This window comes from Ottowia sp., from assembly GCF_016703145.1.
Classification (GTDB): domain Bacteria; phylum Pseudomonadota; class Gammaproteobacteria; order Burkholderiales; family Burkholderiaceae_C; genus Ottowia.
The window spans coordinates 282897-297221 of record NZ_JADJCO010000003.1 but is presented as its reverse complement, the minus strand read 5'-3'; the positions used below and the strand labels follow the sequence as shown (position 1 = coordinate 297221).

13 protein-coding genes are annotated in these 14325 nt (G+C 69.2%); 9 read left to right on the top strand and 4 right to left on the bottom strand.

Features of this window, described 5'->3' with window-relative positions:
- The first annotated feature begins 3 nt into the window (after positions 1-3).
- On the top strand, positions 4-516 hold the full coding sequence (lptE, locus tag IPG65_RS05075; RefSeq protein ID WP_293188176.1) for an LPS assembly lipoprotein LptE: 513 nt from the start codon (positions 4-6) through the stop codon (positions 514-516).
- 153 nt (positions 517-669) lie between these two features.
- A complete protein-coding gene (gene holA, locus IPG65_RS05070; RefSeq protein ID WP_293188175.1) occupies positions 670-1734 on the top strand; it encodes a DNA polymerase III subunit delta in 1065 nt (354 codons plus the stop codon).
- Between the two features lie 353 nt (positions 1735-2087).
- Here the strand turns inward: holA and IPG65_RS05065 are convergent, their stop codons facing one another.
- Complete coding sequence (locus tag IPG65_RS05065; protein ID WP_293188174.1) at positions 2088-2930, bottom strand: TauD/TfdA family dioxygenase; 843 nt, start codon at positions 2928-2930, stop codon at positions 2088-2090.
- Between the two features lie 367 nt (positions 2931-3297).
- Between IPG65_RS05065 and IPG65_RS05060 the strand changes: the two genes are divergently transcribed.
- The 7 genes from IPG65_RS05060 (at position 3298) to IPG65_RS05030 (ending at position 10906) form a co-directional block, all read left to right on the top strand.
- Complete coding sequence (locus IPG65_RS05060; RefSeq protein ID WP_293188173.1) at positions 3298-3684, top strand: hypothetical protein; 387 nt, start codon at positions 3298-3300, stop codon at positions 3682-3684.
- Between the two features lie 22 nt (positions 3685-3706).
- On the top strand, positions 3707-5029 hold the full coding sequence (locus IPG65_RS05055; protein WP_293188172.1) for a glutamate-5-semialdehyde dehydrogenase: 1323 nt from the start codon (positions 3707-3709) through the stop codon (positions 5027-5029).
- 20 nt (positions 5030-5049) lie between these two features.
- On the top strand, positions 5050-5802 hold the full coding sequence (locus IPG65_RS05050) for a glycosyltransferase (protein WP_293188171.1): 753 nt from the start codon (positions 5050-5052) through the stop codon (positions 5800-5802).
- 114 nt (positions 5803-5916) lie between these two features.
- Positions 5917-6747 carry a hypothetical protein gene (locus tag IPG65_RS05045; protein WP_293188170.1) on the top strand — a complete coding sequence of 277 codons (831 nt, stop codon included), beginning with the start codon at positions 5917-5919 and terminating at the stop codon, positions 6745-6747.
- A complete protein-coding gene (locus tag IPG65_RS05040) occupies positions 6744-7577 on the top strand; it encodes a class I SAM-dependent methyltransferase (RefSeq protein ID WP_293188169.1) in 834 nt (277 codons plus the stop codon). The genes IPG65_RS05045 and IPG65_RS05040 overlap by 4 nt, the downstream gene beginning before the upstream one ends.
- A gap of 105 nt (positions 7578-7682) precedes the next feature.
- The gene (gene gshA / locus IPG65_RS05035; RefSeq protein ID WP_293188168.1) at positions 7683-8972 is read left to right on the top strand and encodes a glutamate--cysteine ligase; all 1290 of its coding nucleotides are present in this window, start codon (positions 7683-7685) and stop codon (positions 8970-8972) included.
- 62 nt (positions 8973-9034) lie between these two features.
- The gene (locus IPG65_RS05030) at positions 9035-10906 is read left to right on the top strand and encodes a potassium transporter Kup (protein WP_293188167.1); all 1872 of its coding nucleotides are present in this window, start codon (positions 9035-9037) and stop codon (positions 10904-10906) included.
- Between the two features lie 74 nt (positions 10907-10980).
- On the opposite strand, the gene IPG65_RS05025 is transcribed toward IPG65_RS05030, so the two are convergent.
- From IPG65_RS05025 to IPG65_RS05015, 3 genes are read right to left on the bottom strand one after another with little or no spacing between them, the layout of a single operon-like run.
- Positions 10981-11949: a tripartite tricarboxylate transporter substrate binding protein gene (locus IPG65_RS05025; RefSeq protein ID WP_293188166.1), complete on the bottom strand. Its 969-nt coding sequence runs from the start codon at positions 11947-11949 to the stop codon at positions 10981-10983.
- A 43-nt stretch (positions 11950-11992) separates the two neighbouring features.
- Positions 11993-12991 (bottom strand): hydroxymethylglutaryl-CoA lyase, encoded by a 999-nt coding sequence (locus tag IPG65_RS05020; protein ID WP_293188165.1) that lies wholly within the window; start codon positions 12989-12991, stop codon positions 11993-11995.
- Positions 12988-14196, bottom strand: a complete 1209-nt coding sequence (locus tag IPG65_RS05015) for a CoA transferase (protein WP_293188164.1) — start codon at positions 14194-14196, stop codon at positions 12988-12990. Before IPG65_RS05015 ends, IPG65_RS05020 begins: the two co-directional genes overlap by 4 nt.
- Between the last annotated feature and the right edge of the window lie 129 nt (positions 14197-14325).

Below are 14325 nucleotides of genomic sequence, written 5' to 3'. Positions count from 1 at the left end.
GCCATGCCGACCCCTCGCCGCGCCCTCCTGCTCGCCCTTGCGGCCGCACCCGTGCTGGCCGGTTGCGGCTTCGCGCTGCGGCAGGCGCACCAGTTCGCCTTCCGCAGCATCCATCTGGCGCTGCCCGCCAACTCCGCGCTGGGCACCGAACTGCGCCGCCAGCTCGAAGGCACGGGCGGCGTCCAGGTGATCCAGGATGCCGCCCGCGCCAGCCAGGCCGACGTGGTGCTGGAGAGCGCCGGCGAGCAGCGCGTGCGCACCGTGGTCAGCTCGACCGCCACCGGCGAGGTGCGCGAGTTCCAGCTGCGCCTGCGCTTCAGCTTCCGCGTGCGCACGCCCGCCGGGCGCGAGTTGCTGCCCGAGGCCGAGATCCAGCGCCAGATCGACCAGAGCTACGCCGAATCGGCCGCGCTGTCCAAGGAGGCCGAGGCGCTGATGCTCTACCAGAACATGCAGAGCGATATCGTGCAGCAGGTGATGCGGCGGCTGGCCACCATGAAATGGGCCCCCCCCTGAGTCGGCCTGCGGCCGCCTTCCCCCCAGGGGGACGACGCCAGCGGCCGGGCCAAGCCCGGCCGCGGCGTCTGCTGGCGTGGCCTGCTCCGCGGCCATTTGTTTCGCTTGGGTTCATGCGCCGCTGGCGGTGCATGGGCGTCGTGGGAGGCTGAAGTGCAACTGCCCGCCACGCAACTCCAGGGCCATCTGCAGAAGGGCCTGTGTCCGCTCTACACCCTGCACGGCGACGAGCCGCTGCTGGTGCAGGAAGCCGCCGACGCCATCCGCGCGGCGGCACGTGCGCGCGGCCACACCGAACGCACGGTGCACACCGTCGCCGGCGCGCACTTCGACTGGGGCGCGGTGCTGGCGGCGGGCCAGTCCCTGAGCCTGTTCGCCGACCGGCAGATCGTCGAGATCCGCGTCCCCTCCGGCAAGCCCGGCAAGGACGGCAGCGCTGCCCTGCAGCAGCTCGCCCAGGCGGCGCCCGGCAACGAGGGCACGCTGACCCTGGTGCTGCTGCCCCGGCTGGACAAGGCCACGCGCACCGGCGCCTGGTTCGGCGCGCTTGACGGCGCCGGCGTCTCGGTGCAGATCGACCCGGTGGAGCGCGCCGCGTTGCCGCAGTGGATCGCCCAGCGCCTGGCGGCGCAGGGCCAGCGCGTCAAGCCGGGCGAGGAGGGGCAGCGCACGCTGGCCTTCTTCGCCGACCGGGTGGAGGGCAACCTGCTGGCGGCGCACCAGGAGATCGCCAAACTCGGCCTGCTGCACCCGGCCGGCGAGCTGGACTTCGGGCAGGTCGAGGTCGCCGTGCTCAACGTCGCGCGCTACGACGTGTTCAAGCTGTCCGAGGTCATCCTGGGCGGCCAGCGCGAGCGCGTGCAGCGCATGCTCGACGGCCTGCGCGCCGAGGGCGAGGCCGAGGTGCTGGTGCACTACGCGCTGGCCGAGGACATCCGCGCGCTCAAGCGCGTGAAGGACGCGCTGGGCGAAGGCCGCCCGCTGCCCGTGGCGCTGCGCGAGCAGCGCGTCTGGGGCCTGCGCGAGCGCCTGTTCGAGCGCGTGTTGCCGCGCCTGACCGACATGCAACTCGCCAATTTGCTGCACGCGGCGCACCAGGTCGACGGCATCGTCAAGGGCCTCAGGAGCCCCGGCTGGCCGCAGGAGCCCTGGCCGGCGCTGCACCGCCTGGCGCAGAGCCTGTGCGCCGCGTGCGGCGGCGCGCAGGCGGCGCGTTGAGCAGGCCCTGGAATCGCCCGAGCCGCCCATGCCCCGGCTTGGCCAGGCCGCTGGCGGCGTCGCCTCGAAGGGGAGCGGTGAAGCGCGACGAAGTCCGCGCAGCCTGGGGGCGGTTCAACCTAGAAACGGCAGTTGAACGCGCCCGCCAGTGCCGTGATCGGCGTGGCAGGCAAGGCGCGAGGACGCGGCAGGCTGATGCCTGCAAGGACGAGCAACGCCGCATGGCGCGGCGAGCGCGGTGCTGGCGGGCGCGTAGCGCGCTCACCCAAGAGGTGAAGGTCATCGAAGCAGCGAAAGTCAGCACCCATGCGGCTTTCCTGAAGATGGCGAGCGGTCAACTGCCGTTTCTAGGTTCAAGCGCTTCGGTCCGCCACCGTGATGCGGTGCAGCAGCCGGCGGTGCCCCTCGTAGCCGCCGGTGGCGGCATGGATCACGCAGCGGTTGTCCCACATCAGCAGCGTGCCTTGCGACCAGCGGTGGCGGTAGACGAATTCCGGGCGGCCCTGGTGCTTGAACAGCTCGATCAGCAGCGGCGTGGCCTCGCCGTCCGGCATGCCGTCGATGCCGATGGTGTAGCCCATGCTGACGAACAGCGCCGTGCGCCCGGTCTCGGGGTGCGCGCGGGCAATGGGATGCGTCTGGGTGGCCAGGGCCTCGTCGGAATAGCGGATGGCCATGGAGCGGCCCCGGTCCTTCTCGCCGTAGGCGCCGTCGCGCGCATAGCCGCGCCGCGCCGAATGCACGCCCTGCAGCCCGGCCAGCCGCTTCTTCATGTCGGCCGGCAGGGCCTCCCAGGCGGCGTACTGGCTGGCGAACAGCGTGTCGCCGCCGACGGGCGGGATGACGTCGCCGTAGAGCATCGTGGCGGCGGGCGGCTGGGCCAGGAAGCTCCAGTCCGAGTGCCAGGCCTCGGCGAAGAGGGGTGTGCGCTCGTCCGCTTCGCGCCGCACCTGGGCGACGTGCGGGTGGCCCGCGATGGGGATGAAGAACGGATCGACGCCGAACGGTCCGATGGTGCGGGCGAAGCGCTCGATGTCCTCCACCGCCAGGTCTTGGCCCGGGAAGGCGAGCACCTGGTGCTCCAGCCAGAGCGCGCGCACCTCGGCGATCTGCTCCTCGGCCAGCGGACGGCGAAGGTCCAACCCCTCGACCCAGGCGCCGCAGGCGGCCTCTTGCGGCGTGACTTTCAACGACATCGGGGTCTCCTTTGCTTTTTGTGTTCGTTTCCGCACGGGCTTGGCGATGGCCCTGCGCGAGCCGATCATCCCATGAGCGCCCTGCGCGGAACGACGCATGGCTTTTCACCCGCGCCAATGAAAAAGCCCCGGTTTCCCGGGGCTTTCGATTGGCGCGTGACAGCAGATTTCTTAAAACGTCCAACCGCGTTGGCTGACTTGAAGCCATGCTACCGTTACTTTCATTTGGAGGGGGGTAGGATTTTGGCCTTATCGAGGGCAGGCCGTGACGAAATACGCGGTCCAGGCCGAAACGTGCCCGGCGCCGGGGCTGGCGTACCATGGGTCAACACGCACCGTCTGGCTGCTGGCGCGAAGGATTCCACCCATGTCCCCGAACACACCGATCTTTGGCTTTGTCCCCGCCCTGGCGCTGGCCCTGGCCGCCTGCGCCGCGCCGCCAGCGGACCCGCCCGCCGCCGCCGATGCCGCCGATGCCGGCGTGAAGGTCTTCAAGGCCCGCGGCGCGGTGCAGTGCGCCGGCCGCGGCGTCGCGCCCGACGCCATGCGCGCCGAACTGGAGCGCGCCGGCGTGCGCGTGTCCAGCGCCGGTTGCGGCAGCGACGGCCGCATGCGCCCGGCCATGTGCGGCGCCACCACCGGCGAGATCAACCTGTTCGACATCGCCGCCGCCGACCTGACGGCCGCCCGGGCGCTGGGCTTCGCGCCGCTGACCGAGCTGGGCGGCGGCGCGGAGACGGTGCCCTGCCGCTGAGGCATCTGCGAAAATCGGCGGCATGAACGCCTCCAACGTCGCCGAAACCATGCGCCTGCTGGGCTTGCAGGCCCGCCAGGCCTCGCGCGCCATGGCGCGCTCGGGCACGGCCGCGCGCAACCTGGCGCTGCGCGAGCTGGCGCGCCTGCTGCGCGCCCACGCCGAGCCGCTGCAGACCGACAACCAGCGCGACCTGGCGCGGGCCCGCGCCGCCGGGCTGGCCGAGCCGATGGTCGATCGCCTCAAGCTCACGCCCGCCATCATCGAGACCTGCGCTCAGGGCTGCGAGCAACTGGCGGCCATGCCCGACGTGATCGGCGACGTCACCGGCCTGCGCCAGCAGCCCAGCGGCATCCGCGTGGGGCAGATGCGCGTACCCATCGGCGTGTTCGGCATGATCTACGAGAGCCGCCCGAACGGGACCATCGAGGCGGCCAGCCTGTCGATCAAGAGCGGCAACGCCTGCATCCTGCGCGGCGGCAGCGAGGCCATCGACTCCAACCAGGCGCTGGCGGCGCTGGTGCGGCAGGCGCTGGCCGCCGCCGGCCTGCCGCCCGAGGCGGTGCAACTGGTGCCCACCACCGACCGCGCCGCCGTCGGCCAGCTGATCGCCATGCCGGAGTACGTGGACGTGATCATCCCGCGCGGCGGCAAGGGCCTGATCGAACGCGTCAGTGCCGAGGCCCGCGTGCCCGTCATCAAGCACCTGGACGGCAACTGCCACACCTACGTGGACGACCCGTGCGACCTGGCGCTGGCGGTGAAGGTGACCGACAACGCCAAGACGCAGAAGTACAGCCCCTGCAACGCCACCGAGAGCCTGCTGGTGGCGCGCGGCGTGGCGCCGGCCTTCCTGCCGCGCATCGGCGCGGTCTTCGCGGCCAAGGGCGTGCAGATGCGCTGCGACGCCGAGGCGATGATCATTTTGAAGCAAAATTGGCCCGAAGCCAGCGTGGATACTACGCAGGATGCTATCTATTTTGATGATCTGGTGCGCGAGGCGCAGGAATCGGACTGGTTCGAGGAGTACCTCGCGCCGGTCATCAGCATCAAGGTCGTGGCCGGCCTGGACGAGGCCATCGACCACATCAACCACTATTCCAGCCACCACACCGACGCCATCCTCACGCGCGACCACGGACACGCCCAGCGCTTTTTGCGCGAGGTGGATTCGGCGAGCTGCATGGTCAACGCCAGCACGCGCTTCGCCGACGGCTTCGAGTACGGGCTGGGCGCCGAGATCGGCATCAGCACCGACAAGTTCCACGCCCGCGGCCCGGTGGGCATCGAGGGGCTGACCTCGCTGAAGTGGGTGGTGCTGGGCGACGGCGAGGTGCGCGGCTGACGGGCCACGCGGGGGATGGCATGAAGGTCAGCGTGGTGGTCGTGACCCACAACCGCGAGCGCTTCATGCGCGCCATCCATGACGTCTACGCGCGCCAGACCCATCCCGACACCGAACTGCTCATCCTCGACGACAGCGACGAGCCCTCGCCCTTCCTGTCGCGCCTCGACGATCCGCGCGTGCGCTATACGCACCTGACGCAGCGCATGAGCATCGGCGCCAAGCGCAACCGGCTCATCGAGCAGGCGAGGGGCGAATGGATTTGCCACTTTGACGACGATGATTACTACGCCGACGATTACGTCGCGCAAATGCTCGCGCATTCCGCCGACGTCGATTTCGTCAAGCTGAGCGGCTGGTTCAATCTCTCGGTCGAGCCGAGGGCGCTCACCTATTGGGACACCAGCGTGCTGGAGGGGGCGTTCTTCCGTCAAAGCGGCGAAGGGCTGCAGGGGATGCAGATCGGCGCGCTGAAGCGCCAGCAGTTCCAGCGCTCGACGATGCTGGGCTATGGGTTCAGCTATTTCCACCGTCGCGCCGTGGCCTTGAAGCACCCTTTCGGAGATACCTCCTTCGGTGGCGATTTTCCGGTGGCCGATGCGTTCGTCAACGCGGGTGGCGCCATCCGGCTGGTGAACGACCGGCGGGGGCTGGTGCTGCATCGGCTGCATGGCAAGAATGTCTCGGTGGTGTTTCCTCAGTACCGCCTGCCCTCGTTCATGCTGGACGGGCTGTTCCCGGGCTACGCCCGCTATGAGCAGCTGATTGGTTGAGCGCGGCCGAACGACTTCGAGGTTCGGCGGATTCGAGGCGTTGGGAATGAAAGTATTGAGTTAGTATTCGCCGCGATGAAGTGTCCCTGGCGTCGCAAGCCTGCCGGCGATCGCATGTCTCGCATCGTTCTGCTGACCCACACCCAAGACAACTTCCAGCACGGGGGATACCTGCTCGACGTGCTGGCTCGCCACTGGGTCGGGGCGGGGCACGACGTGACCGTCGTCGCCGGGCCGGGAAAGGGGCCGCAAGCGGACGTCGCCGTGATGCACCTGGATCTGTCCGTGATTCCGGCCGCGTATGCCGACGCCAGCCGGCAGTATCCGGTGGTCGTGAACGCCGCCGCGACCGACATCCGCAAGCGACGCGTCAGCCGCCACCTCGTGGCGCCGGGCGACGTCTGGACGGGGCCGGTGATCGTCAAGACCGATCTGAACTGCGGCGGCGTCCCGGAAGCGCGCGCGATCAACAGGTTCCGCCAGGACGGCCGGCCCGCTGACCTCGCGCCCGGGCCGGTCACGCTCATGCCGGGGCCGTATCCCCTCTTCCGTTCGGCGCGGGACGTGCCCGAGGCGGCCTGGAACAACCCGGGGCTCGTGGTGGAGCGCTTCCTGCCCGAGCGCGATGCCCGCGGGTACTGGGTGCGCATCTGGACTTTCTTCGGCGACCGCGAGCGCTGCACCCGGTACTGCAGCCGCGACCCGATCGTGAAAAGCGCGAACATCGTCGCGCGCGAGCCAGCGCCGGTGCCGGACGAATTGCGCGCCGAGCGCGAGCGCCTCGGGTTCGACTACGGCAAGTTCGACTTCGTCGTCGTCGATGGCCAAGCCATCCTGCTCGATGCCAATCGAACCCCCGGCGCACCCGCGCAGACCCCGGAGATGAACGCGTCCAACGCTCAACTCGCGAGCGGACTGGATGCCATGCTGAGGAGTGCCTGTTGAGCGAAGCCCCGGAAGTACCGCGCGATCACTTCTCGCGCATTGTTGCGCAGTGGTCGCACTTCGGGCCGCCACTGCGGCCCTCGCCCGACGACACGGCCGTGGTGCAGCGCGCCGCTTCCGCGCTGGGCCCAGCCGCCCGCGTCGTCGTGCTGGGATTGACGCCTGAAATCATTGGATGCGCCTGGCCGCCCGATGTCGCTCTGCTGGCGGTCGATCACAGCCCGGCCATGGTTTCCGCGTTGTGGCCACCCGAGAAAGGCCCCGTGAATTCGCGCGTGGAACTCGCCGACTGGTGCTCCATGCCGGTCCCATCGGGCACCATCGATCTGGTGACCGGCGACGGGTGCTATGTGCTGTTCGATTTTCCGGATGGCTTCGCGGCGCTCACGCGGGAGGTGCGGCGCGTGCTTCGACCGGGCGGCCGCTACCTCATTCGCGTCTTCCTGCGGCCGGACAACCCCGAAACCGTCGAGAACGTCGCGCAGGCACTGGCGGACTGCGCGATCGGCAGCGTGCACGCGCTCAAGCTGAGGCTTCTGGCCGCGGTGCACGGCGCGAACGGCCCCGGCAGCCGGCTCGACGACGTCTGGCGGGCCTGGTCCGACATGTCGTCACGGCTGCCCGAGCATCTCCGGGGTGTTCGCGGCTGGACGGCGGAGGAGATCGTCGGCGTCGAGTCGTATCGCGGCATGGAGGCGCGGTACTTCCTGCCGACGCTGGATGAACTGAGGCAGGCGTTCAGCCACTGGTTCGTGGAAGTCGAATGCGCGTGGGGGCGTCACGAACTGGCGGACCGGTGCCCGACCCTGTTGTTTTCCGCGGCGCCTTGACGGCCGGGCGTCAGTCCCGATGCGTCCAGCGCATGGGTTTCTTGGTCCCCGGGTCTCTAGAATGCCTGGATTGCCGCTCCGGTACCTCGCAGGTCCGTTTTTTCCATGGTTCCCCACCTCATCACCGCGCTGACCGGCCCCATCAACGAGCTGGAGCAGCGCATCCTCGACGCCACGCCGGTGATCGAGCGCTGGTTCCGCCTGGAGTGGATGGAGCACACGCCGCCGCTGTACTGCTCGGTGGACATCCGCAACGCCGGCTTCAAGCTGGCGCCGGTGGACACCAACCTGTACCCCGACGGCTGGCACAACCTCTCGCCCGAGATGCTGCCGCTGGCCGTGCAGGCGGCGCAGGCGGCGATCGAGAAGATCTGCCCCGAGGCGCGCAACCTGCTCATCGTGCCCGAGAACGGCAAACCCTCCAGCTTCTACCTGGCCAGCCTGGCGCGGCTGCGCGAGATCTTCCGCATGGCCGGGCTGAACGTGCGCTTCGGCTCCATCGATCCGGCGCTCAAGCGCGCCGCCGCCCTGCCCCTGCCCGACGGCGACAAGCTGACCCTGGAGCCGGCGCAGCGCCTGCGCTACCGGGTCGGGTTGAAGAACTTCGACCCCTGCACCATCCTGCTCAACAACGACCTGGCCGCCGGCGCGCCCGGCATCCTGGAGGAACTGCACGAGCAGTACCTGCTGCCGCCGCTGCAGGCCGGCTGGAGCGTGCGCCGCAAGAGCCGTCACTTCCAGTGCTACGAGGAAGTGAGCAAGCGCTTCGGCAAGCTGCTGGGCATCGACCCGTGGCTGATCAACCCGATGTACGCCACCTGCGGCGAGATCGACATCCACGAGCCCAGCGGCGGCGAGTGCCTGCGCACCAACGTCGATGCGCTGCTGGGCAAGCTGAGGCGCAAGTACAAGGAATACGGCATCAACGAGAAGCCCTTCGTCGTCGTCAAGGCCGACCACGGCACGCGCGGCATGGGCATCATGACCGTGCGCGACGTGAAGGACCTGGCCCAGCTCGGCCGCAAGCTGCCGCCCGGCAAGGACGCGACCCAGGTGCCCCGGGGCGAGGTCATCATCCAGGAAGGCGTGCTGACCAATGAGCGCATCCACGACGCCGTGGCCGAGCCGGTGGTTTACATGATCGACCGCTACGTGGTGGGCGGCTTCTACCGCGTGCACGCCGAGCGCGGCACGGACGAGAACCTGAACGCGCCCGGTGAGCGCTTCGTGCCGCTGGCCTTCGCGGGCGGCGCGCAACTGCCCCGGCCCGGCGCGCGGGGCGAGGCCAGCGCGCCCAACCGCTTCTACATGTACGGCGTCATCGGCCGGCTGGCCATGGTGGCGGCCAGCTACGAGCTGGAAGCGACCGATCCGGAGCTGCAGGCGCTGGATTGACGCCCGCGCGCCGGCCGCCGTCGGCGCACAATGGCCCACTCTCGCATTTGCCGGCGCTGCCTTTGCCCGCATCCAAATCCTCCCTCGCCACGCTGACCCTCGGCGCCCTCGGCGTCGTCTACGGCGACATCGGCACCAGCGTGCTGTACGCCGTCAAGGAAATCTTCGGCTCCGGCCACGTGCCGTTCACCCACGCCAACGTCTACGGCGTGCTGTCCATCATCTTCTGGACACTCACCATCATCGTCTCGCTGAAGTACGTGGTCCTGGTGCTGCGCGCCGACAACCACGGCGAGGGCGGCCTGGTGGCCATGCTGGCGCTGGCCTCGCAGTCGGTCAAGCACAAAGCCCCGGCGCTGCGCAAGTGGATGCTGCTGATCGGCATCTTCGGCACCTGCCTGTTCTACGGCGACGGGGTGATCACCCCCGCCATCTCGGTGCTGTCGGCGGTGGAGGGGCTGGAAGTGGTGTCGCCCCACTTCCGCAAGGCCGTCATCCCGCTCACGCTGGTGATCCTGTTCCTGCTGTTCTGGGTGCAGAAGCGCGGCACGGCGGGCATCGGCCGCTTCTTCGGGCCGATCACGCTGGTCTGGTTCGCCGCCATCGCGGCGCTGGGCGTCTCGCACATCGTCGGCCATCCCGAGATCCTCGGCGCCCTGAGCCCGCACCACGCGCTGGGCTTCATCTGGCGCCAGCCCGGCACCACCTTCATCATCCTGGGCGCGGTGGTGCTGTGCGTGACCGGCGGCGAGGCGCTCTACGCCGACCTGGGGCACTTCGGCAAGAGGCCGATCCGCGTGGCCTGGTTCTCCATCGTCATGCCGGCGCTCACGCTCAACTACTTCGGTCAGGGCGCGCTGCTGCTGGCCGAGCCGGAGGCCGTCGCCAACCCCTTCTTCCACCTGGCGCCGGCCTGGCTGACGCTGCCCCTGGTCGGCTTGGCGACGATGGCCACCGTGATCGCCTCGCAGGCGCTCATCACGGGCGCCTTCAGCGTCACCAAGCAGGTCATCCAGCTCGGCTACCTGCCGCGCCTGCAGGTGCGCCACACCAGCACGCGCGACACGGGGCAGATCTACATGCCCTTCGTCAACTGGGGGCTGTTCGTGCTGATCGTGCTGGCGGTGGTGCTGTTCCGCTCCTCCAGCAACCTGGCGGCGGCCTACGGCATCGCCGTCACGCTGGACATGCTGATCACCACCGTGCTGACCTTCTTCGTCATCCGCTACGGCTGGGGCTACCCGCTGGCGCTGTGCCTCGCGGCCACCGGCTTCTTCTTCGTCATCGACTTGGCGTTCTTCAGCTCCAACCTGCTCAAGCTGACCGAGGGCGGCTGGTTCCCGCTGCTGATCGGCGGCGCCATCTTCACGCTGATGGTCACCTGGAAGGACGGGCGCGCGCTGATGTCCGCGAGCCTGCGCGACACCTCCATCGAACTCAAGGACTTCCTGGCCTCGGTCTTCCTCGCGCCGCCCGCGCGCGTGCCGGGCACGGCGGTGTTCCTGGCGGCGCAACCGGGGTTGGTGCCCAACGCGCTGCTGCACAACCTCAAGCACAACAAGGTGCTGCACGAGTACAACCTGTTCGTCAGCGTGCGCAACCACGAGGTGCCCTGGATTGGCTTGGCCCGGCGGCTGGAGGTCGAGCCGCTGGGCCGCGACTGCTGGCAGCTCGTCGTGCACTACGGCTTCAAGAACGACCCCGACCTGCCCAAGGCCCTGGCCCTGCTGGCGGGCCGCGGCGTCAACCTCAACCCGATGACGACCAGCTACTTCCTGTCGCGCGACATCGTCACGCCCACCCTGCGCTCCGGCCTGGCGCCGTGGCGTGAGAAGCTGTTCGCCCACATGCACCACAGCGCCACGGCCGCGGCGGAGTTCCTCAACCTGCCCAGCAACGCCGTGGTGGAGCTGGGGTCGAAGGTGGAGATCTGAGCCAAATTCAAAGAAAAATCACTTCCAGCCGGCGTGGATATTGCGCAGACAGCTATAAATTTAATAGCAATCGATCATTCCGCCTCGATCTTGGAAGCCTTCACCACCTCGGCCCAGTTCGCGTAGTCGGCCTTGACCATTGCGCCGAGTTGCGCTGGCGACTGGTAGTCGGCCGTCGCGCCTTGCTCCAGAGCTTTTTGCCTGAACGCCGGATCGTTCACCACCTTCTGGATGTCGCCACTCAGGCGTGCCGCGATCTCCCTGGGCAACGCGGCGGGGGCGAACACGGCGAACCACGAGGTCGGCGTGAGCTTGGGGTAGCCGCCCTGCGCCGTGGTCGGCACGTCCGGCAGGCTGGGCAGGCGCTCATTGCCGGTGACGGCCAGCACGCGCAGCTTGCCGCCCTGGATGTGCGGCATGAAGGGCGGCGCGGTGCCGAAGGTCAGGTCCACCTGGCCGGCCAGCAGATCCTGCAGCGCGGGGCCGGTGCCCTTGTAGGGCACGTGGACCATCTTGATGCCGGCCTGCTGCTCCAGCATGGCGCCGGTGGCATGCTGCAGCGAACCGTTGCCGGACGAGGCGTAGTTGAGCTTGCCCGGGTTGGCCTTGGCATAGGCGACCAGATCGGCCAGCGTCTTGACCGGTAGATCGTGGCGCACCACGATGATCTGCGGCGCCGACAGCACGTTGGCGATGGGCTGGAAGTCGGCCAGCTCCCACTGCTTCTGCCGGGTCAGGTGCGGCGAGATCACATGGAAGCCCGAGTACTGCATCAGCAGCGTGTAGCCGTCGGCCGGCGCGCGCTTGACGATCGACGCCGCGATGGCGCCGTTGCCGCCGGCCTTGTTGTCCACCACCACCGACTGCCCGACCACCGGGCCCAGCGTCTGCGCCAGCATGCGCGCGGCCAGATCGGTGGTGCCGCCCGCGGCGGCGGGCACCACCATGGTGATGGGCCTGCTGGGGTAGCCCTGCGCCACGGCGTGGCCGGCCAGCAGGGCCCCGGCGGCGAGGGCGATGAAATGCTTGCGACGGATGAACATGTTTCTGGGCTCCTTTCGGTCTGGAATTCTTGATGGAGAAGGGTCAAGGCGCCCGTGCCAGCGCGCGCTCGCGGATGATGTCGAAGTCGTCCGGCACCGGGTGCAGGTCCAGCCGGCGGCCGGCCTTGACGATTTGGCTGGGCGTGTCGTGGCCGATCAGCGCGGGCAGGCGGTTCGAGGCCTCGATCAGGCGTGCCAGGTCCACGCCGGTGTCGTAGCCCATAAGAGCCAGCGCGTGCGCGATCTCCTCGCTGCACACATTGCCGGTGGCGCCTGGGGCGTAGGGGCAGCCGCCAATGCCACCGAGCGAGGCATCGAAGCGGTCGGCGCCGGCATCGATCGCCGCCAGCACGTTGGCCAAGCCCATGCCGCGGGTGTTGTGGAAGTGCAGCGTGAGCTCGATGTCGGGCCAGCGCTCGCGGAAAGCGCGCGTCAGCTTCGCCACCTGGGTAGGGTAGGCCATGCCGGTGGTGTCGCACAGCGTCACGGCGTGGGCGCCCAGTTCGCCGACGTAGCGCCCGCACCAGTCAAGCACGGTCTGAAAGGGCACGTCGCCTTCCATCGGACAGCCGAAGCTGCACGACAGCGACACGTTCACCGCCACGCCGGCCTGGCGGGCGATGGCGTTGACCTGCGACAGCGCCGCGAACGATTGGTCGCGCGTCATGCGCAGGTTGGACAGGTTGTGCGACTCGGAGGCCGACATCACCAGATTCATCTCGTCCGCGCGGGCGTCGATGGCGCGCTCGGCGCCGCGCACGTTGGGCACCAGCGCGCTGTAGATCACGCCGGGCGCTCGCTCGATCTCGCGCAGCACGATCTCGCCGTCGGCAAGCTGCGGGATCGCCTTGGGCGAGACGAAGGAGGTCACCTCGATCTTGGCCATGCCGGCCTTCGACAAGGCATCGACCAGCGCGATCTTCTGCGGCGTCGGCACGAACCGCGCCTCCACCTGCAAGCCGTCGCGCGTGCCCACCTCCTGCATGTGGATGCGCCGGCCGGCGCCGTCCCAAGCGCCGTTCGTGGTGCTGCCCGCGTTCATGCCACCACCTTCGTGTCGCGCAGCGCGGCGATGTCCCGCGCGGAAAAGCCGATCTCCGCCAGCACCGCGTCGGTGTCGTCGCCCAGCCTGGGCGCCGAACTGCGCACCGTGCCCGGCGTGCCCATCAGCTTGGGCACCACGCCGGGCACCTCGACCTCATGGCCGTCGCGCGTGGCCTGGCGCAGGATCATGTCGCGCGCGCGGTAATGTGGATCGTCGGCGATGTCCTTGGCGGTGTAGACCCGGCCAGCCGGCACCCGCGCCTCGCCCAGCGCGGCCAGCACCGCGTCGACGGTGCGCGCCTCGGTCCATGCTTCGATGGCGGCGTCCAACTCGGCCGCGCGCGCGGCGCGGCCGGCATTGTTGGTCAGATCCGGGTCACGGCCCAGGTCGTCACGGCCGATGGACTGCATCAGCCGCTTGAAAATCGAATCGCCGTTGCCCGCGATCAGCACATAGCCGTCGCGGCAGCGGTAGGCGTTGGAGGGGGCGATGCCCGGCAGCGCGCTGCCGGCGGCCTCGCGGATCGCGCCGAAGGCGCTGTACTCGGGGATCAGGCTTTCCATCACATTGAACACCGCCTCATGCAGTGCCACGTCGATCACCTGCCCCTGGCCACCGTTCACCTTGCGGTGGTACAGCGCCGTCAGGATGCCGATGGTGCCATGCAGCGCGGCCAGCGTGTCGCCGATGGAGATGCCGCAGCGTACCGGCACGCGGCCGGGTTCGCCGGTCAGGTGGCGCAGCCCGCCCATGGCCTCGCCGATGGCGCCGAAGCCCGGCAGGTCGCGGTAGGGGCCAGTCTGGCCATAGCCCGAGATGCGCAGCATCACCAGGCCCGGGTTGTCCCTGGACAGCGTCTCGTAGTCCATGCCCCAGCCTTCCAGCGTGCCGGGGCGGAAGTTCTCGACCAGCACATCGGCCTCGGCGATCAGCCGGCGAGCGATCGCCTGCCCTTGCGGGTTGCGCAAATCCAGCGCGATGGAGCGCTTGTTGCGCGACTGCACCTGCCACCAGACCGAGGTACCGTCCTGGATCAGGCGCCAGTTGCGCAGCGGGTCGCCCGCGCCGGGCGGCTCGATCTTGATCACGTCGGCGCCGAACTCGCCCAGGGTCTTCCCGCAGAACGGGCCAGCGATCAACTGGCCCATCTCGATCACGCGCACGCCGGCCAGCGCGGCAGCGGTCGTCGTTGGGGTGTTCATGGCTGCTGTGTCTCCGTTGTGGTGTTCGGCCGTCGTCGGGCGGCATGGCCAAGCCAGGGCCGCATCTTCTACCCTGGGGAGGAAGTCGCAAAACGCCTATGCGCGAGGTTGCCATCGCATTTCGGCATG

Excerpts from the sequence above, each read along its gene's own strand:
- lptE (WP_293188176.1), top strand. The coding sequence starts at position 4 with ATGCCGACCCCTCGCCGCGCCCTCCTGCTCGCCCTTGCGGCCGCACCC.
- IPG65_RS05065 (WP_293188174.1), bottom strand. The coding sequence starts at position 2,930 with ATGTCGTTGAAAGTCACGCCGCAAGAGGCCGCCTGCGGCGCCTGGGTC.
- IPG65_RS05060 (WP_293188173.1), top strand. The coding sequence starts at position 3,298 with ATGTCCCCGAACACACCGATCTTTGGCTTTGTCCCCGCCCTGGCGCTG.
- IPG65_RS05055 (WP_293188172.1), top strand. The coding sequence starts at position 3,707 with ATGAACGCCTCCAACGTCGCCGAAACCATGCGCCTGCTGGGCTTGCAG.
- IPG65_RS05050 (WP_293188171.1), top strand. The coding sequence starts at position 5,050 with ATGAAGGTCAGCGTGGTGGTCGTGACCCACAACCGCGAGCGCTTCATG.
- IPG65_RS05045 (WP_293188170.1), top strand. The coding sequence starts at position 5,917 with ATGTCTCGCATCGTTCTGCTGACCCACACCCAAGACAACTTCCAGCAC.
- gshA (WP_293188168.1), top strand. The coding sequence starts at position 7,683 with ATGGTTCCCCACCTCATCACCGCGCTGACCGGCCCCATCAACGAGCTG.
- IPG65_RS05025 (WP_293188166.1), bottom strand. The coding sequence starts at position 11,949 with ATGTTCATCCGTCGCAAGCATTTCATCGCCCTCGCCGCCGGGGCCCTG.
- IPG65_RS05020 (WP_293188165.1), bottom strand. The coding sequence starts at position 12,991 with ATGAACGCGGGCAGCACCACGAACGGCGCTTGGGACGGCGCCGGCCGG.
- IPG65_RS05015 (WP_293188164.1), bottom strand. The coding sequence starts at position 14,196 with ATGAACACCCCAACGACGACCGCTGCCGCGCTGGCCGGCGTGCGCGTG.